The following is a 16,544-nucleotide window of genomic DNA, read 5'->3' on the forward strand; positions in this document are numbered from 1 at the left end:
TGGGAGTGGAGAGAAATGCCGAACACCTTGAAGAACAAGGCAGTTCTGGAGCGCTACTACGAGGAGTGCCTCAACAAGGGAAATCTCGACGTCATCTACGAGGGTGCCGCCGAGGACCACATCAGCCACGGGACGGCCCCGAACGGCGAAGAGGGCGTGGAACACCTCAAGGAATGGGTGCGGATCCAGCGCGCCTCTTTCCCCGACCTCCAGGTCACGGTGGACGACTGGATTCTGGAGGGCGAGAAGGTCGTCAGCCGCTTCACGGCGCGGGGCACCCACACCGGCGAGCCCTACGAGGGGATTCCGGCCGCCGGGCGGGAGTTCGCCGTCCCCGGGATCGTCATCGACGAGTTCCGTGACGGGGTGATCGTGGAGAGCTGGTTCTCCCTGGACGCCTTCGACCTCGCGAAGCAGCTGGGTGCCTTCGGCTGAACGCGCACCGGCACCGGCACCCATGGGTGCCGGTGCCGGTCGACGGGGCTAGCGCTTGTCCGTGATGGGCTCGGCGTGGGCTTCGGCGTTCCCCGAGGCGGCGATCCGGTCGAGCGCCCGCTGCAGGACGACGGTGTCCTCCAGGGTGTGGATCTCGGTGATGCGCCCCCACTTGAGATACATGAACTGGGTCATGACGTTGTCGTAGCGGGTGCCGTCGGGCAGCGGGCCGCCGATTCGAACCCTGGTGGCGACCCTGGTCAGCCAGGGGCCGCCGGAAATGATGATTTCCTGCGGTTCGAATTCGGCCTCGGGAATGAGCCGGAAGACCCGCTGCCACCACCGGCTCATGGATTCGACGGTATGGCGCTCGCCGGAGAGCGCATGCTCCCCGTAGAAGACGTAGGTGAATTCGGGTGAGAGTGTGTCCACCATGGACTGCCAGTTTCCGGCGTTGATGTCGGAGAACGCTTTGCGTAGCTTCGCGGCCACGATCCGGTGATACATGCCCGGCACCTTTCCGTAACGGCCCGCCCTAAACCGTGAAGAGGCAGATCGTGAACAATCGACCGAATCCCGTGCTGATCACGGGCTGTTCGTCCGGCATAGGCCGTGCCTGCGCGCTCCGGATGCACCGCAGCGGAATGCTCGTGTACGCCACCGCGCGCAGGCCGAAAACGCTCGCCCCGCTCGCCGCGGAGGGCATCCGCACGCTGCGGCTGGACGTCACCGACGAGGACAGCATGCGTGCGGCCGTCGAGGCAGTCGAAGCGGAGCACGGCGCGATCGGCACACTGGTGAACAGTGCCGGGTTCGCCGCCTCCGGCGCCGTGGAGGAGATCGGACTCGACCGGATGCGGCGGCAGTTCGAAACCAACGTCTTCGGACTGGCCCGGCTGAGCCAGCTGGTCCTGCCCGGCATGCGGTCCGCCGGCACCGGGACCGTCGTCAACATCTCGTCGATCTTCGGCCGCTACGCGGTCCCGGGCGGCGGCTTCTACCAGGCGTCCAAGCACGCCGTCGAGGCACTCAGCGACGCGCTGCGGCTGGAGACGGCCGGCTTCGGCATCAGGGTCGTCGTCATCGAGCCGGGCCCCGTGCGCACCACCAACTTCGGCGCGACGTACGTCGACAACCTCCCGTCCGCGGACGAGGTCTACGACGAGTTCCGCGAGCGCACCGCCGAATACTTCGAGGCGATCTACACGGGCAGCCGCCGCACCCTGGCCGGCACCTTCACCGTTCACGCCGACGACGTGGCCCGCGTGGTGGAACGCGCCGTCCACAAGCGGCGCCCCCGCGCCCGCTACACCGTCGGCTTCCTCGCCCGAAGCACCATCGCGCTGCGGCGGCTGGCCCCGGACGCGGTCTTCGACCACCTCTTCGTGCGGCGCGCCTTTCCGGTACCGCGCAACACAGCCCGGCCGCGCAGCCTGACCAGGTAAGGATCCTTGATGACCACCACATCCACCACCACATCCACCACCACGTCCACATCCACCACAGGCCTGCGCACAGCCCCCGGCCCCAAGGGAGCCCCCGTCCTGGGCAGCCTGGGTCCCTGGCGCCGCAACACCGCCGAGTTCCTGCTCGGCCTTCAGCGCGACTACGGAGAGATGGTCCGCATGCGGCTGGGGCCGATGACCGTCCATCAGGTCACCGACCCCGAGGCGGTGCGCAGGGTGCTGGTGGAGAACAACGCCAACTACGTGCGCGGGCCGCTGTACGAGCAGTTCGGCGTGGTCATGGGCAAGGGCCTGCTCACCTCGGACGGCGACTTCTGGCGCGGACACCGCCGGGCCGTGCAGCCGGTGTTCCTCAAGAACGCGGTCACCGACATCGTGCCCAACATCGTCGCGGCCACCGAGGAGATGCTCGACGAATGGGAGGCGAAGGCCGCCCGGGACGAGCCCGTGGACCTCATGACCGAGATGCTGCGCCTCACCCTGGTCACGCTCAGCCGCTCGCTGTTCGCCTACGACATCAAGCCCGCGTCGGCCGCGCTGAAGCGGATCGTCGACGACGTCGTGGAGGTCATGTTCCGGCGGGGTACACCGTCCGAAATGCTTCCGTCCTGGCTGCCCACGGCCCGCAAACGCAAGATCGACCACATCCACCGGGTCTTCGACAAGGTCGTCGCGGACGTCCGGGAGAACCACGCGCGGACCGGGGAGGGCCCACTGATCGCCCTGATGGAGCAGGCCGAGGACCCGGCGACCGGCGAGCCGTGGACCGACCGGCAACTGCGCGACGAACTGCTCACCATCTATCTGGCGGGCCACGAGACCACCGCCGTCTCCCTGTGCTGGACCCTGCTCTCCATCGCCAACCACCCGCATGTGCAGGCCGAGTTGGACGAGGAGGTCAGCGGCGTGCTGGGCGGTGCGACGCCCGACGCCGACAGGGCGGCCGAGCTGACGTACACGCGGATGGTGGTGGACGAGAGCCTGCGGATGTATCCGCCCATCTGGATCTTCCCGCGGGCCGCCGTCGGCCCCGACACCCTCGGCGGCTACGGCATCGAGGCCGGGTCGTCGATCCTGCTCTCGCCCCTGGCCTCGCACCACAACCCGCGCCACTGGGACAACCCGGTGGCCTTCGACCCGTACCGCTTCACCCCGCAGGCCGTACGGGAGCGGCCCCGCATGGCGTACCTCCCCTTCGGGGCGGGGCCTCGGCAGTGCGTCGGCAACAACATGGCGCTGCTCGAACTGCGGATCATCGTGGCGATGATCAACCAGCGGTTCCGGCTCAACCTCGTCCCGGGAGACGCGCTGCAGTACGGCTCCCCGGTGATCTCCCTTCGCCCTCTGCGGGACGTGATGGTGCGACTGCGTCCACGCGAGCGCAGGACGGGCGTCGTCTCCACGTCACGTGCGGGCTCCGGCGCAGCGGCGGCCGAGCCGGCGTGCCCGTACCGCCCGGAGGGCAGGTAGGCGCCCCTTCCGGGAAATGCCGCTCGTCAGGGACTTCGGCGGGTGTTGAGCCGGGCCGCCTGGCGGGTGAGGTAGTCGCGTTCGGCCAGGTTGGGTGCCTTGTGGGCCGCCTCGGTGTACAGCCGGGCCGCCGTCGTCAGGTCGCCGTCGCGTTCGTGCAGGTACGCGGCCACGGCGGTGTGGCGGGGCAGCGAGTCGTCGTCGAGGGCCGCGAGCGCCGTCAGGCCGGCGCGCGGTCCGTCGGCCTCGCCGACGGCGACCGCGCGATTGAGGCGGACGACGGGGCTGTCGGTCAGGCGTGTGAGCTCGTCGTACCACTCGACGATCTGCACCCAGTCGGTCTCCTCGGCGGTGGGTGCGTCGGCGTGCAGGGCCGCGATGGCGGCCTGGGCCTGGAACTCGCCCAGCCGGTCGCGGGCGAGGGCGGCCTGCAGGATCTCGACCCCCTCGGCGATCAGCTTGGTGTCCCACCGGGTGCGGTCCTGCTCGGCGAGCGCCACCAGGCTGCCGTCGGCCGCGGTCCGGGCGGCCCTGCGGGCGTGGTGGAGCAGCATGAGAGCGAGCAGCCCGGCGACCTCGGGATGGTCGAAGCCGGCTGCGAGCCGGCGGGTGAGACGGATGGCCTCGGCGGCGAGGTCGACGTCGCCCGAGTAGCCCTCGTTGAAGACCAGGTACAGGACGCGCAGCACGGTGGCGACGTCGCCGGGCTGGTCGAACCGCACGCCGGAGACGGTGCGCTTGGCCCGGCTGATGCGCTGCGCCATGGTCGCCTCGGGCACGAGATAGGCCTGGGCGATCTGGCGCGTGGTGAGGCCGCCGACGGCGCGCAGCGTGAGCGCGACCGCCGACGACGGCGTCAGCGACGGGTGGGCGCACAGGAAGTACAGCTGGAGCGTGTCGTCCACCGCTGACGCCGGCCCGGGAGCCGGCTCCTCCTCGAGGCGGTCCTCACGCCGACGGCGGGCGGCGTCCGCCCGCCGCGCGTCGAGGAACTTCCGCCAGGCCACGGTCACCAGCCAGCCCTTCGCGTCCCGCGGAGGGCTGGCCGGCCAGACGCGGAGCGCCTCGACGAGCGCGTCCTGCACGGCGTCCTCGGCCGCGGCGAATTCGGCTCCGCGGCGGACGAGGACGGCGAGCACGCTCGGCGTGAGGCTTCTGAGCAGGGCCTCGTCGATCTGAGTCACTTGAAGGTGCACTCCGTGGTGGTGGAATGCGTGCCCAGGAAGGGGCGCAGCTCCAGCCACTCGTGGATCGGCTTGCCGCCCGCACCCGGTGCGGCCGACAGCTCCCCGGCCAGCTCGACGGCGCGCTCATGGCTGTCGACGTCGATGATCATCCAGCCGGCGATGAGGTCCTTGGTCTCGGCGAACGGGCCGTCGGTGACCGGGGGGCGCCCCTCGCCGTCGTATCGGACGAAGGTCCCCTCGGGGGCGAGCGCCTGGCTGTCGACGAACTCGCCGGTCTCCTCCAGCCGGGCCGCGAAGTCGCGCATGTACTGTACGTGGGCCGAGATCTCCTCCGGAGTCCACTGCTCCATCGGCACGTCGTTGACCGCGGCCGGGGCGCCGCGGTAGTGCTTGAGCAGCAGGTACTTGGCCATCGTGGTTCTCCTCGGTGTGGTGCGACCCATTGTGGTCGCGTTCACCCCGGGGACGGAGCCGGACGCGGGTTCTCGACATCGCCGTCCAGGTTTTTCCGTCGAGTGGACAGTTCTCCTGAGGTGGCAGCGGGTACCTAAGATCGTCGGCATGGCCCTGCGACCTGTACACGTGATCATCAAGGCGGTCGACGCCCCGGCGGTCGGCCGGTTCTGGGCGGAGGCGCTCGGCTGGCATGCCTACAGCCCCGGCGTGACCACCTACGTCGGACCGTCCGGCGGCCTCGTCTGGCCGCACCCGACCGCTGTCGGCATCGACGTCGTTCCTGTCCCGGAACCCAAGACGACGACGAAGAACCGTGTACACCTCGACCTCGCCACCGCCTCCGCGGCCCATCAGGCGGAGCTGATCGCGCGCCTGACGGCTCTCGGTGCGACGCCTGTCCACGTGGGCCAGGGCCAGGTGCCCTGGACGGTTCTCGCCGACCCGGAGGGCAACGAGTTCTGCGTGCTGGAGCCCCGGGAGATCTACCGCGACACCGGGCCGATCGCCGCGGTGGTGGTCGACTGCGCGGATCCGCGGGCCATGGCCCGGTTCTGGGACGAGGCGCTGGACTGGACGCTGCACGAGGTGAGCGACGATCATGCGTCGCTGCGCTCCGCCGCGGGTGTCGGCCCGTATCTCGAGTTCCTCCGCACGCCCGACGTGAAAACCGTGCCGGACCGCGTCCATCTCGACCTGCTGCCCCACCCCGGCGACGACAAGGCAGCGGAGGTGGCCCGGCTGCGGGCCCTCGGCGCCACCGACCTCGACGTCGGCCAGGGCGACGTCCCCTGGACGTGTCTGACCGACCCGGAGGGCCACGAGTTCTGCGTCCTCGCCCCCGCGGTCTAGCTCGTGGCGTCGGGCTTCCAGTCCTTGGCGAGGAGCCCGAGCAGCACCTCGTCCAGGAACTCGCCCATCACCCAGGCCGAGGAGCGCAGGACGCCCTCGCGGACGAAGCCGTTGCGCTCGGCGGAGCGCAGCATCGCCGTGTTGTCCGACAGCGTCTCGATCTGCAGCCGCTGCAGGCCGAGCACGACGAAGCCGTAGTGGCACAGCACCGCGACCACGTCGCTGCCGTAACCCTTGCCGCGGCAGGACGGCCGCAGGCCCAGCCCGATGTGCGCGGACCGGTTGTGGTTGTCGATGCCCCACAGCGACGCGGTGCCGACCAGGCTGTCGCCCTCCAGCGCCACCACGGAGAACTTGACGCTCCCCTCCTTCGTGTCGTCCACGATCAGCCGCGGGTCCTTGGAGCCCGGCGCGATCGGCCGCCACGGCGCGCTGTCGGACCGAGAGGAGTTGACCACGTCGTCGTAGAGCTCGGCCCGGAGTATCGGGATGTCGTCCTCGTGCCGGGCCCTGAGCCCGACCTTGCTGCCTCTAAGCACGCAAGCTTCCTATCCGACCTGGCCGGCCGGCGGCAAACCAATAAAAGTCCTCAACTACCGGGTTGGAGCCGCGTGTTGACGCCGTAGCGGACCGGCGGTCGACACTAGCGCCGGTAGCCACCCGCCTCGGCGCCGAGGACGTTCAGCAGAGCCAGAGCGTCGGCGCCGGGGGAACCGGGCGGCGCACTGTAGAGCACGAGGTGCTGGTCGCGGTCGGTGAGGGTGAGCGCGTCGCAGTCGACGGTGATCTCGCCGACAGCCGGGTGGCGGAAGGTCTTGGTGAGCGTCGGCGCGGCATGCACGTCGTGCCGTTCCCACAGCCGGGCGAAGTCGGTGCTGCCGGTGCGGAGTTCGTCGACGAGGCCGGTCACTGCGGGATCCGCCGGATAGCGGGCGAGGGCGGCGCGGAGCTGCATGACCACGTGGTGGCGGAACTCGGCGGCGTCGGAGATCCCGTACAACGGCGCATCGGCGGACGTCGGTCCGAGGAATGCCCGGCGTGCGAGATTGCGCTCCTCTTCGGCGAGTGAGGCGAAGTCCTCCATGAGCGCGGCCGCGAGGTCGTTCCACGCGAGCACCTCGAACGCGGCGGATATCACGAAGCCCGCCGTCTGCGGCAGCCGCTCGAGGAGCGCGAGGATGCTCGGGCGGACGTCGCGCCGGTGCAGCCGGGCACGGGGCGGCGCGGTCCCCGCGAGGAGGTGAAGGTGGTCGGTCTCGGCGTCGGTCAGCCGCAGCGCTCCCGCGATCCCGCCGAGGACCTCGGCGGACGGCCTGGGCGCCCGGCCCTGCTCGAGCCGGATGTAGTACTCGGTGGAGATGTGTGCGAGGACCGCGGCCTCCTCGCGGCGCAGACCCGGTGTCCGGCGTCGCGCCCCGGCGGGAAGACCCACGTCCTGCGGCTTGAGCCGCTCGCGGCGGCTGCGGAGGAACGCTCCGAGCTCCTGCTTGTCCATACGGCAAGTGTGCCCGCGGCGCGGCGGCGGATCCTGGTACTGGCTGTGCCTGTATCCGGCCGGCAGCGGGGCTGACGCTGCTGTCATGACGAACACCACTGACACTGACATCGCCACCATGGGCCTGCTCACCGGCAAGGTTGTGCTCATCACCGGCGCCAGCCGCGGCATCGGGGCGGCCGCGGCCCGGCTCTTCGCCTCCGAGGGCGCCGCCGTCGTGCTCGCCGCCCGCAGCACCGGCGCCCTCGACGCGCTCGTCGCCGACATCCGCGCCCATGGCGGCGCCGCTGACGCCGTCCCCCTGGATCTCGCCGACCGGGCGAGCATCCGCGCCGCCGTCGACCACGTGGAGAAGCTGCACGGCCGGCTGGACGGCGCCTTCAACAACGGCGCCGTCCCCCAGCAGCAGCCCGGCCCGGCCGACACCACCAGCGACGAGGACATCGACGAGCAGTTCGCCATCAACTTCCGCGCGCACTGGACCGCCATGACCGCCGAGGCCGCCCTCATGCGACGAGGCGGCGGCGGGGCGATCGTCAACACCTCGAGCATCGGCAGCCGCCGCGCGAACCCCGCGCTGCCCGCCTACGGGGCCATGAAGCGCGCGCTCAACAGCCTCACCGAGACCGCGGCGGTCAACTGGGCCGGTGACCGTGTCCGGGTCAACGCCATCACCCCGGGCGGCACCTCCACCCAGATGATCGACACCTGGGAAGCGGCCACTCCGGGCATCGTCGAGCAGATCACCGCGAGCATCCCGCTCGGCCGGATGGCCGAACCCCGGCAGATCGCCGAAGCGGCCGCGTGGCTGCTGAGCGACCGTGCCTCGTATGTGACCGGGGCGATCCTGCCGGTCGACGGCGGCGCCGGAGCCTGAAACAGCGGCTTCACCCGCGCCGCGTCCACCGACGGTCAGGCTCCGAATTGCCGCCGCGCGGACTCGATGTGCTCGAAGTACCGGTAGGTCCATGTGCACATCCCGTCGACCGTCGCCCGCAGTCCGTGGCCCGCCTCGGTGAGGGTGTACTCGACGCGGGGCGGGACGGTGGGGTGGACGGTTCGTTCGGCCAGGCCGTTCCGCTCCAGCATGCGCAGGTTCTGGGTGAGCATCTTGTGGCTGATGCCCTCGACCCGGCCGCGCAGCTCGCTGAAGCGCAGGGTGCCGTCCCCCAGCGCTTCGATGATCAACAGTGCCCACTTGTTGGCGACGTCGGAGAAGATCTCCCGCGCCAGGGAGTCGGCACGGCGCAGGTCTGCATCCTCTGGCGAGCCGCTGAGCTGCTTGGTCACCATCTGGTTCCCCAGTCACTGAAAAGTGCGTTCTTCCATGTCAACGCACACTCTCCTACGGTTCCTGAGTAACCACAAGAGACCACAGCTGGTCTGAGGAACACGGGCTCGAAGGAGCCCGGCGCAAGGAGACGGACACCATGGCCATCACCCTGAAGAACCCAGCCGGACTGCCGGAGATCGACGTCTACCGGCAGGTGGCGATCGCCTCCGGTTCGAAGCTGGTCTTCATCGCCGGGCAGGTCGCCTGGGACGCCGACGGGACCACGGTCGGTGAGGGCGACCTCGCCGGGCAGGTCGAGCAGTGCTACCTCAACATCGCCGCCGCGCTGGCCGGGGCCGGCGGATCCTTCGACGACGTGGCGAAGCTGACCTTCTACGTCGTCGACTGGACTGCCGACAAGATGTCCCCGCTCCTGGAGGGGGTCTCCCGGGCGGCCGTGAAGCTGGGAGTCACTCCGGTGCCGCCGACCACGCTGATCGGCGTGGCGGCGCTGGACGTCCCCGAGCATCTGGTCGAGATCGAAGCCACCGCGGTCCTCGACTGATCATGGAGCCCTGAGCGCCGAAGGAGTTGCCTCTTGGGATGGCTCCGGCACGCAGCCCGGACCGCACCCGGCAAGCTGCCCTTCGTCGTCTCCTGGGGCCGGGTCAGTCCGCCGGCAGGGTCGGCTGGATGCGGCGCAGGAACGTCGCGTTGTCGGGGGTGTCCCGCATGCGCTCCAGAAGGGTTTCCAGGCCGGCCTGGCCGTCGCGGGACTGCAGGACGCGGCGCAGGCCGTGTACGGCGGTCAACTCGGCCGCGGGCAGCAGGAGTTCCTCGCGGCGGGTGCCGGACGGGATGATGTCGACGGCCGGGAACACGCGGCGGGCGGCGAGCTTGCGGCTGAGGCGGAGCTCCATGTTGCCGGTGCTCTTGAGCTCCTCGAAGAAGTAGTCGTCGGCACGGGAGCCGGTCTCGACCAGCGCGGTGGCGAGGATCGTGAGCGAGCCGCCCTCCTCGGCCAGCCGGGCGGCGCCGAAGAACCGCTTGGGCCCGAGCAGCGCGGTCGCGTCGACTCCGCCGGTCAGGGTGCGGCCACCGGCGGCGGCCGCGTTGTTGTGCGCCCGGCACAGCCGGGTCAGCGAGTCCAGCAGGATGACGACGTCCTCGCCGGCCTCGACGAGCCGCTTGGCCCGCTCGATGACGAGTTCGGCCAGGGCGATGTGCTGCTTGGCCGGCCGGTCGAAGGTCGAGGCGTACACCTCGCCGCGCACGGAGCGCCGCATGTCGGTGACTTCCTCGGAGCGCTCGTCGAGCAGTACCACCATCAGGCGGCACTCGGGGTGGTTGCCGGCGACGGCGGCCGCGATCTGCTGCAGCAGCACGGTCTTGCCGGTCTTGGGCGGGGCCACGAGCAGGCCGCGCTGGCCCTTGCCGACGGGGGCGATCAGGTCGGCGACCCGCCCGGTGAGGCCGGCCGCCGGGTGTTCCAGGCGCAGCCGGTCGTGCGGGTGCAGCGGTGTGAGGTCGCGGAAGTGGCGGCGGCCGCGCAGTTCGTCGGGCGTGCGCCCGTCGACCTGTACGACCTCGGTGAGGGCGCGCCGGCCGTCGCGTACGCCTTCGACGAGGTCGCCCTTGCGCAGGCCGTGACGGCGGATCAGCGCGGGGGAGACCGAGACGTCGGAGGGCGAGGCCAGCAGGCTCACGGCGCGCAGGTGCCCCTTGCCGCCCGCGTCGATGTCGAGGACACCGGTGGCTGCCTGGGTCGTGGGCTCCTGCTTGACAGGGGAGTGTTCGAGAGTGGTGGTCATGGTGGTCGGTCCTTTCGAGGACGGATGGCATGAGACATGCGGAAGGAAGGGGTGGGATGCCGCGGAACGGAGGCGGACCAAGCGCCTTCGGCGGCAGGAACAGCACCTCGGGTACGGCACGGCCGTGCCGGTCGCGAGGCGGTGCTGGAAAGCCGGTGCGCCGGCCGGGAACGGCGGGCGATACGGCGAACTGAAGAGGAACTGGCACCGGCGCCCTCAAGGGGGGCGTACACAAGTGCTGTCAGGACCGTACCACAGCATGTACGGCGCCAAACCACTCCTCTGCATCGGTCAACGCACCGACGGCCTCGCTTATTCCGCGCATCCGGCGCAACTCGACGAGATGCGGTCGGCTGCCGCCCGGCGCACGCGGGAAGAAGTCCTCATCGGTCACAGTTGGCGTGGGACGAGTGTCCGACGATGAGAAGGGCAAGTCATGCGCGCACTGATCGTTGACCCCGCGGCACCCGGACGGCTGCGCCTGGGAGAGGCCCCTGATCCGCGGCCCGCGCCGGGCCAGGTGCTCGTCGAGGTCCGGCACACCTCTCTGAACGCGGCCGAGCTGTGGTTCGCGCAGCAGGCGGCGCCGGGTGAGGTGATCGGCTTCGATGCGGCGGGCGTCGTCGTGGCCGCCGCGGCGGACGGCACCGGGCCGGCGCCGGGCACCCGGGTCGTGGGCTTCGCGGAGGGCGGCGGCTTCGGCGCGCTGCGGGCCATGGACGTGGCCGATGTCGCCGCCGTTCCGGACGGTGTCGACCTCGGCGAGGCGGCCGCGCTGCCGGTCGCCGCGGGCACCGCGTTGCGGGCGCTCGACCAGGCGGGGGCGCTGCTGGGCCGCCGGGTGCTGGTGACCGGGGCCTCCGGCGGGGTGGGCGGGTTCGCGGTACAGCTCGCGCGGCTCGGCGGGGCGCAGGTCGTCGCGGTGGCCGGGTCCGAGGACGGGCGGCGGTGGGTCGCCGAACTCGGGGCGGACGAGGTGGTGGGCGGGGTCGGTGAGGTGACCGGGTCGCTCGACGTGGTCATCGACACCGTGGGCGGTGACCAACTGACCGCCGCCTACGGTCTGTTGGCATCGGGGGGCAGCGTGCAGAGCATCGGCTGGGCGTCGGGGCGGGAGGCCGTGCTGCCCGTCGGGTCGACGCTGGGCAGCCCGGCGCCCAAGGCGATCGTGTCGGTCTACAACGGCGGCGGACTCACCGACCGCCAGGACCAGTTGGCGCGGCTGCTGACCCTGGTCGCCGCCGGGAAGCTGCGCGTGCCGGTGGGCTGGCGCGGCCCCTGGGACAAGATCGCGCACGCCGTGGAGGCGCTCGGCAGCCGCAGTCTGCGCGGGAAGGCGATCCTCGACATCGAGTGAGGTCCGTCCGCCCTCGGCCCGAGTACCAGCCGTACGAACTCCCGATGGCCCTTCACTGACCTATTTCTGTTTCTGCGGCAGCAGCTGCAGAACGCCGTCAATGCTTAAGGAAAGGGATGAAGTTGAAGGCTGAACGCGTGGGTCTCATCGTGAGACTGGCTATCGTGAGTGCATGAAGCGGACGTCGTTCTCGAACTGGCCGTGCTCGATAGCCAGAACCATGGACCTGGTGGGTGACGCGTGGACACCCCTCGTGCTGCGCGAGGCCTTCTACGGGATCCGCCGTTTCGACGAGTTCCAGAAGGGGCTGGGCATCGCCCGCAACACGCTGGCCGACCGGCTGCGCCTCCTCGTGGACGAAGGGCTGCTCGACAAGCGGCCCTACCAGGACGAACCCGTGCGGCACGACTACGTGTTGACCGAAAAGGGACGGGACTTCTTCGGCGTACTCGCCGCGATGTCCCGGTGGGGCGACCGCTGGCTGGCTGAGGAGCCGGGCGCCCCTGTCGTCTTCCACCACGACGCATGCGGCCACGACACCGAGGCCGAGGTGGTCTGCGCCGAGTGCCGGAAGCCCCTGCGAGCCGCGGACACCTCCATGCGGATGGGCCCCGGCTATCCCGAACGGCTGCGGCAACGGCCCGACATCCAGCGCCGGTTCGGCGCGGCCTGACGGCGCCCGCGGTTCCAGGGGAGCACCCCCGTCCCTCTTGACATCGCAAGTTCTATAAAGCAACTCTGGTGGTCAGGCCCTTAATGGCGAGGAGGCTGACCGGTGTGAAGTGGACCGGCGCGCACTACACGGACAAACCCACCGTCGAGGTCCGGACCTGGATCGGTGCCCCGCCGGAGCGCGTGTGGGCGCTGGTCACCGACATCGGGCTGATGCCCAGCCTGAGCGAGGAACTCCAGTCGGCCGAATGGCTCGACGGCGCCACCGGGCCGGCGGTCGGCGCCCGCTTCCTCGGCCGCAGCAAACACCCGGCGTTCGGCGAGTGGGCCACCACCTCGCACGTCATCGAGTACGAGCCGGAACGCATCTTCGCCTGGGCGGTGCAGGACCCCGCCGAGCCCTCCGCGATCTGGCGCTTCCGGCTGCACGCGGGAGGCGGCGGCACCGAGCTCTCGCAGTGGATGCAGCTGGGACCCGGCCGCTCCGGCCTGTCCGTCGCGATCGACCGGATGCCGGAGAAGGAGCAGAAGATCGTGTTCGTGCGCATGCGGGAGTTCGAGCACAACATGACCGCCACCCTCGCGCACATCAAGAAGCTGGCGGAGGCCCACTGATGCGCACCGCGACCACGATCGAGGCCTCCGGCGGTGAACACTGGTCACAGCAGGCCGACTTCGTCGTCGAGGCCGAGAAGCTCGGCCTCGGCATCTGCTGGGTGGCCGAGGCATGGGGCTCCGACGCGCCCTCCGCCCTCGGCTACTACGCGGCCCGCACCGACCGGATGCTGCTGGGATCCGGCGTCATACAGGTGGGCACCCGCACCCCGGTCGCCGTCGCACAGACCGCGATCACCCTGTCCAACCTCTCCGGTGGACGGTTCCTGCTGGGCCTCGGGGCATCCGGCCCGCAGGTGCTGGAAGGGCTGCACGGCGTCCCGTTCGCCCGGCCGCTGTCCCGGGTGCGGGAGACCGTGGAGATCGTGCGCCGGGTGCTCGACGGCGGCAAACTCTCCTACTCCGGACGGGAGTTCACCATCCCGCTGCCCGGCGGCGACGCCGTCCCCATGCGGCTGTCGACGCGGGCCGAGCACGACATCCCCCTCTACCTCGCGGCCCTGTCGCCGGCCATGCTGCGGCTGACCGGCGAGATCGCCGACGGCTGGCTCGGTACCAGTTTCGTGCCCGAGGGCGCTGCGGGGGCGTACTTCGCCCATCTCGACGAAGGCCTGGCCGTCGGCAGCCGTAGCCGCAGCGACCTGGACGTCTGCCAGGGCGCCGAGGTCGCCTTCGCCCCCGACGAGGAGGCACTCGGCCCCATGGTGGCGGGCCGCAAGAAGGAACTGGCCTTCAGCCTCGGCGGCATGGGCTCGGCGTCGACCAACTTCTACAACCACGCCTACAGCCGCCAGGGCTGGGCGGAGGCGGCCGCCGAGGTACGCGAGCGGTGGCAGGCGGGCGACCGGGACGGTGCGGCCGGCCTGGTCACCGACGAGATGGTGCTCGGTACGACACTGATCGGGACCGAGTCCATGGTCCGCGCACGGCTGCGGGTGTGGCGGGACGCGGGCGTGAACACCGTACGCCTCTATCCGGCCGGGCAGACCCTGGACGACCGGCTCGCCACCCTGGGCCGGGCGATCGAACTCGTGCGGGAGGTCGACGGCCCCGAATGAGCCCGTCCAGGGGACGGCTCTCGCCCGGGGTGTCGATTGCGGCGGCCCCCGTTCGTCGGTGGGGTGTAGGAAGCTCATGACGACCGGGAGGACCCATGAAGTACATGCTGCTCGTCTGCGGCGACGACACCGCCGACGCCTCTGGGATGGCACCCGTCGAACCCTGGGTGGAGGAGCTCGGCGACCGCAGCGTCCGGCTGCACGGCCACCGGCTGGCCCTGCCCTCCGAGGCGGTCACCGTGCGGGTGCGCGATGGTGAGGTGCTGCGCACCGACGGCCCGTTCGCGGAGACGAAGGAGTACGTCGCCGGATTCGACGTCCTGGAGTGCGACAGCCTGGAGGAGGCCGTGGAGGCCGCCGCGAAGCACCCGGTGGCCACCATCGGCGCGATGGAGGTGCGCCCGTTCTGGCCGATGTGGGACGAGGAGGACGAGGAGACGTCGGTCCGTCGGCTCGACGCCGAGCTGACCGAGGCGGCCCGCGAGCGCGACGTGGAGCGGATCCTGGCCTGCTACGCCCCCGACGCCGAGATCTTCCACCTCGCCGACGGCGGGCAGCGGCAGGGCCTCGACGCCTTCCGCAAGGCGGTGGAGGAGGAGTTCGCCGCCGTCACCGGGCCCGTGACCCGCGAGGTCCTGGAACTGCGCGTCCATGTCGACGAGAGCATCGCGTTCGCCCATGCCCTCGTGCGGACGCGCGCCACCCGCACGGACGGCTCCCCCGTGGACGACGTGCGGCGCGTGACCACCGGCTACCGCAACGCGGGCCTGCGCTGGCTGATCACCCACGAGCATGTCTCGCCCGCCCCGGACGCCCGCCTGGCGAAGGACAGGCCGTGAGGTACGTGCTGTTCGTCTGTGCCCCCGCGGACGAGGAGGAGACCGCCCCCATACGGGTCACCGCCCGCCTGCGGCCGCCCGCCGACGCCACCACCGTGCGCGTCGCGGGCGACGAAGTCCTCCTCGGTGACGGGCCGTTCGCCCGCACCGAGGAGTACATCGCGGGCGTGGACCTCGTGGAGGCCGACGACCTCGACGAGGCCATCGCCCTCGCCGCACGGCACTCCGCCGCCCTCGGCGGCGGCACCGTCGAGGTGAGGCCGGTACGGGAGTGAACGTGCCCGATGCCGAGGAGGCCGTCGCCGCCGCCTTCCGCGAGGAGTGGGGGCAGATCGTCGCCACCCTCATCCGGGTGACCGGCGACTGGGACCTCGCCGAGGAGTGCGCGCAGGACGCCTTCGCCCAGGCCCTGGACCGGTGGCGGCGCGACGGAGTGCCGCGCCGCCCCGGAGCCTGGCTGACCACGACCGCCCGCAACCGTGCCCTCGACGTGCTGCGACGGGAGGCGGTGGGGGCGGCGAAACTGCGGGAGGTGGCAGTGCTGGCGCGCGACGAGGGACCGTACGACCCGGACCACGACGGCGAGGACAGCGGTGTCCAGGACGACCGGTTGCGACTGATCTTCACCTGCTGCCATCCCGCGCTGGCCATCGAGGCGCGGGTCGCCCTGACCCTGCGCACCCTCGCGGGGCTGACCACTCCGGAGATCGCCCGCGCCTTCCTGGTCCCCGAGGCCACCATGGCGCAGCGCCTGGTGCGCGCCAAGAAGAAGATCCGCAACGCCGGCATCCCGTACCGGGTGCCGCCCGCGCACCTCCTGCCCGAACGCACCACGGGCGTGCTCGGTGTGCTCTACCTCCTGTTCAACGAGGGGTACGCGGCGACGACCGGCGGCGACCTCGTGCGTACGGACCTGTGTGCGGAGGCGATCCGCCTCGCGCGCGTGCTGGCCGGCCTGATGCCCGACGAGCCCGAGACGCTGGGCCTGCTCGCCCTTCTGCTGCTGCACGACGCGCGCAGGCACACGCGCGTGGACGCGGCCGGCGAGCTGGTGACCCTGGAGGACCAGGACCGCAGCGCCTGGGACCGCGCCGAGATCGACGAGGGCGCCACCCTGCTGGAGACGGCACTGCGCCGCGGCAGCCCCGGCCCTTACCAGATCCAGGCCGCCATCGCCGCCTGCCACACCACCGCCGCCACGGCCGAGGACACCGACTGGGCCGATATCGCCGGACTGTACGGCGAGTTGGCCCGCTTCGTGCCCTCCGCCGTGGTCCGTCTCAACCGGGCCGTGGCCGTCGGCATGTCCGAGGGCCCCGACGCGGGCCTCGCCCTGGTCGCCGAACTGGAACACGAAGGCGAGCTGACCGGCTACCACCTGCTGCCCGCCACCCGCGCCGACCTGCTGCGCCGCAGCGGACGTACAGCAAAAGCCGCCGAGGCGTACGAGCGGGCGCTGGAGCTGGTGGAGAACGACGCCGAGCGGAGGTTTCTGGAGAAGCGCCTCGCCGAGTGTCGATCCGCGTAGGCGCCCTTCGTCGGTCGGGTGAGACAACTCCAC

The 16,544-nt window shown here is 71.1% G+C and carries 20 protein-coding genes; 13 read left to right on the forward strand and 7 right to left on the reverse strand.

The features are described from left to right. Positions 1 to 15 precede the first annotated feature (15 nt). Positions 16 to 435, forward strand: a complete 420-nt coding sequence (locus ACFY1U_RS21790; RefSeq protein WP_390695765.1) for an ester cyclase — start codon at positions 16 to 18, stop codon at positions 433 to 435. A gap of 48 nt (positions 436 to 483) precedes the next feature. On the opposite strand, the gene ACFY1U_RS21795 is transcribed toward ACFY1U_RS21790, so the two are convergent. Then, the gene (locus ACFY1U_RS21795) at positions 484 to 942 is read right to left on the reverse strand and encodes a nuclear transport factor 2 family protein (RefSeq protein ID WP_390695766.1); all 459 of its coding nucleotides are present in this window, start codon (positions 940 to 942) and stop codon (positions 484 to 486) included. A 50-nt stretch (positions 943 to 992) separates the two neighbouring features. Here ACFY1U_RS21795 and ACFY1U_RS21800 point away from each other — a divergent pair, with 50 nt between their 5' ends. Beyond that, a complete protein-coding gene (locus tag ACFY1U_RS21800; protein ID WP_390695767.1) occupies positions 993 to 1,880 on the forward strand; it encodes an SDR family NAD(P)-dependent oxidoreductase in 888 nt (295 codons plus the stop codon). A gap of 9 nt (positions 1,881 to 1,889) precedes the next feature. Beyond that, a complete protein-coding gene (locus ACFY1U_RS21805; protein ID WP_390695768.1) occupies positions 1,890 to 3,371 on the forward strand; it encodes a cytochrome P450 in 1,482 nt (493 codons plus the stop codon). 26 nt (positions 3,372 to 3,397) lie between these two features. On the opposite strand, the gene ACFY1U_RS21810 is transcribed toward ACFY1U_RS21805, so the two are convergent. Both ACFY1U_RS21810 and ACFY1U_RS21815 read right to left on the reverse strand, forming a co-directional pair. Beyond that, positions 3,398 to 4,546, reverse strand: a complete 1,149-nt coding sequence (locus tag ACFY1U_RS21810; protein WP_390695873.1) for an RNA polymerase sigma factor — start codon at positions 4,544 to 4,546, stop codon at positions 3,398 to 3,400. Positions 4,547 to 4,551: 5 nt separating this feature from the next. Further along, complete coding sequence (locus ACFY1U_RS21815; protein ID WP_390695769.1) at positions 4,552 to 4,971, reverse strand: YciI family protein; 420 nt, start codon at positions 4,969 to 4,971, stop codon at positions 4,552 to 4,554. 148 nt (positions 4,972 to 5,119) lie between these two features. On the opposite strand from ACFY1U_RS21815, the gene ACFY1U_RS21820 reads away from it, so the two are divergent. Further along, complete coding sequence (locus ACFY1U_RS21820) at positions 5,120 to 5,863, forward strand: VOC family protein (RefSeq protein ID WP_390695770.1); 744 nt, start codon at positions 5,120 to 5,122, stop codon at positions 5,861 to 5,863. Here the strand turns inward: ACFY1U_RS21820 and ACFY1U_RS21825 are convergent. Together ACFY1U_RS21825 and ACFY1U_RS21830 are read right to left on the reverse strand one after the other, a co-directional pair. Beyond that, positions 5,860 to 6,402: a GNAT family N-acetyltransferase gene (locus ACFY1U_RS21825; RefSeq protein ID WP_390695771.1), complete on the reverse strand. Its 543-nt coding sequence runs from the start codon at positions 6,400 to 6,402 to the stop codon at positions 5,860 to 5,862. The genes ACFY1U_RS21820 and ACFY1U_RS21825 overlap by 4 nt on opposite strands. 104 nt (positions 6,403 to 6,506) lie before the next feature. Continuing rightward, positions 6,507 to 7,358: a helix-turn-helix transcriptional regulator gene (locus tag ACFY1U_RS21830; RefSeq protein WP_390695772.1), complete on the reverse strand. Its 852-nt coding sequence runs from the start codon at positions 7,356 to 7,358 to the stop codon at positions 6,507 to 6,509. An 85-nt stretch (positions 7,359 to 7,443) separates the two neighbouring features. Between ACFY1U_RS21830 and ACFY1U_RS21835 the strand changes: the two genes are divergently transcribed. After that, positions 7,444 to 8,235, forward strand: a complete 792-nt coding sequence (locus ACFY1U_RS21835; protein ID WP_390695773.1) for an SDR family NAD(P)-dependent oxidoreductase — start codon at positions 7,444 to 7,446, stop codon at positions 8,233 to 8,235. A gap of 35 nt (positions 8,236 to 8,270) precedes the next feature. On the opposite strand, the gene ACFY1U_RS21840 is transcribed toward ACFY1U_RS21835, so the two are convergent. Continuing rightward, positions 8,271 to 8,651, reverse strand: a complete 381-nt coding sequence (locus ACFY1U_RS21840; protein ID WP_390695774.1) for a winged helix-turn-helix transcriptional regulator — start codon at positions 8,649 to 8,651, stop codon at positions 8,271 to 8,273. A gap of 137 nt (positions 8,652 to 8,788) precedes the next feature. Here ACFY1U_RS21840 and ACFY1U_RS21845 point away from each other — a divergent pair, with 137 nt between their 5' ends. After that, positions 8,789 to 9,196 (forward strand): RidA family protein, encoded by a 408-nt coding sequence (locus ACFY1U_RS21845; RefSeq protein ID WP_390695775.1) that lies wholly within the window; start codon positions 8,789 to 8,791, stop codon positions 9,194 to 9,196. A 103-nt stretch (positions 9,197 to 9,299) separates the two neighbouring features. Here ACFY1U_RS21845 and rho read toward each other — a convergent pair whose 3' ends face one another. Beyond that, a complete protein-coding gene (gene rho, locus ACFY1U_RS21850; RefSeq protein WP_390695776.1) occupies positions 9,300 to 10,442 on the reverse strand; it encodes a transcription termination factor Rho in 1,143 nt (380 codons plus the stop codon). Positions 10,443 to 10,878: 436 nt separating this feature from the next. Here rho and ACFY1U_RS21855 point away from each other — a divergent pair, with 436 nt between their 5' ends. The 7 genes from ACFY1U_RS21855 (at position 10,879) to ACFY1U_RS21885 (ending at position 16,511) form a co-directional block, all read left to right on the forward strand. After that, positions 10,879 to 11,799 (forward strand): zinc-binding dehydrogenase, encoded by a 921-nt coding sequence (locus tag ACFY1U_RS21855; protein ID WP_390695777.1) that lies wholly within the window; start codon positions 10,879 to 10,881, stop codon positions 11,797 to 11,799. Positions 11,800 to 11,971: 172 nt separating this feature from the next. Then, positions 11,972 to 12,472 carry a winged helix-turn-helix transcriptional regulator gene (locus ACFY1U_RS21860; RefSeq protein WP_390695778.1) on the forward strand — a complete coding sequence of 167 codons (501 nt, stop codon included), beginning with the start codon at positions 11,972 to 11,974 and terminating at the stop codon, positions 12,470 to 12,472. Positions 12,473 to 12,576: 104 nt separating this feature from the next. Next, a complete protein-coding gene (locus ACFY1U_RS21865; protein ID WP_390695779.1) occupies positions 12,577 to 13,086 on the forward strand; it encodes an SRPBCC family protein in 510 nt (169 codons plus the stop codon). Beyond that, the gene (locus ACFY1U_RS21870) at positions 13,086 to 14,144 is read left to right on the forward strand and encodes an LLM class flavin-dependent oxidoreductase (RefSeq protein ID WP_390695780.1); all 1,059 of its coding nucleotides are present in this window, start codon (positions 13,086 to 13,088) and stop codon (positions 14,142 to 14,144) included. The genes ACFY1U_RS21865 and ACFY1U_RS21870 overlap by 1 nt, the downstream gene beginning before the upstream one ends. Positions 14,145 to 14,239: 95 nt before the next feature. Further along, the gene (locus ACFY1U_RS21875; protein WP_390695781.1) at positions 14,240 to 14,983 is read left to right on the forward strand and encodes an SgcJ/EcaC family oxidoreductase; all 744 of its coding nucleotides are present in this window, start codon (positions 14,240 to 14,242) and stop codon (positions 14,981 to 14,983) included. After that, a complete protein-coding gene (locus ACFY1U_RS21880; RefSeq protein WP_390695782.1) occupies positions 14,980 to 15,258 on the forward strand; it encodes a YciI family protein in 279 nt (92 codons plus the stop codon). Before ACFY1U_RS21875 ends, ACFY1U_RS21880 begins: the two co-directional genes overlap by 4 nt. Beyond that, positions 15,255 to 16,511 (forward strand): RNA polymerase sigma factor, encoded by a 1,257-nt coding sequence (locus ACFY1U_RS21885; protein WP_390695783.1) that lies wholly within the window; start codon positions 15,255 to 15,257, stop codon positions 16,509 to 16,511. The genes ACFY1U_RS21880 and ACFY1U_RS21885 overlap by 4 nt, the downstream gene beginning before the upstream one ends. Positions 16,512 to 16,544: the final 33 nt, after the last annotated feature.

The organism is Streptomyces sp. NPDC001351, from assembly GCF_042896045.1.
Classification (GTDB): domain Bacteria; phylum Actinomycetota; class Actinomycetes; order Streptomycetales; family Streptomycetaceae; genus Streptomyces.

What these genes read in the sequence shown, in the direction of transcription:
- ACFY1U_RS21790 (WP_390695765.1), top strand. Translation starts at nt 16, where the DNA reads ATGCCGAACACCTTGAAGAACAAGGCAGTTCTGGAGCGCTACTACGAG.
- ACFY1U_RS21835 (WP_390695773.1), top strand. Translation starts at nt 7,444, where the DNA reads ATGACGAACACCACTGACACTGACATCGCCACCATGGGCCTGCTCACC.
- ACFY1U_RS21860 (WP_390695778.1), top strand. Translation starts at nt 11,972, where the DNA reads ATGAAGCGGACGTCGTTCTCGAACTGGCCGTGCTCGATAGCCAGAACC.
- ACFY1U_RS21830 (WP_390695772.1), bottom strand. Translation starts at nt 7,358, where the DNA reads ATGGACAAGCAGGAGCTCGGAGCGTTCCTCCGCAGCCGCCGCGAGCGG.
- ACFY1U_RS21855 (WP_390695777.1), top strand. Translation starts at nt 10,879, where the DNA reads ATGCGCGCACTGATCGTTGACCCCGCGGCACCCGGACGGCTGCGCCTG.
- ACFY1U_RS21795 (WP_390695766.1), bottom strand. Translation starts at nt 942, where the DNA reads ATGTATCACCGGATCGTGGCCGCGAAGCTACGCAAAGCGTTCTCCGAC.
- ACFY1U_RS21845 (WP_390695775.1), top strand. Translation starts at nt 8,789, where the DNA reads ATGGCCATCACCCTGAAGAACCCAGCCGGACTGCCGGAGATCGACGTC.
- ACFY1U_RS21875 (WP_390695781.1), top strand. Translation starts at nt 14,240, where the DNA reads ATGAAGTACATGCTGCTCGTCTGCGGCGACGACACCGCCGACGCCTCT.
- ACFY1U_RS21840 (WP_390695774.1), bottom strand. Translation starts at nt 8,651, where the DNA reads ATGGTGACCAAGCAGCTCAGCGGCTCGCCAGAGGATGCAGACCTGCGC.
- rho (WP_390695776.1), bottom strand. Translation starts at nt 10,442, where the DNA reads ATGACCACCACTCTCGAACACTCCCCTGTCAAGCAGGAGCCCACGACC.
- ACFY1U_RS21815 (WP_390695769.1), bottom strand. Translation starts at nt 4,971, where the DNA reads ATGGCCAAGTACCTGCTGCTCAAGCACTACCGCGGCGCCCCGGCCGCG.
- ACFY1U_RS21805 (WP_390695768.1), top strand. Translation starts at nt 1,890, where the DNA reads ATGACCACCACATCCACCACCACATCCACCACCACGTCCACATCCACC.
- ACFY1U_RS21870 (WP_390695780.1), top strand. Translation starts at nt 13,086, where the DNA reads ATGCGCACCGCGACCACGATCGAGGCCTCCGGCGGTGAACACTGGTCA.
- ACFY1U_RS21820 (WP_390695770.1), top strand. Translation starts at nt 5,120, where the DNA reads ATGGCCCTGCGACCTGTACACGTGATCATCAAGGCGGTCGACGCCCCG.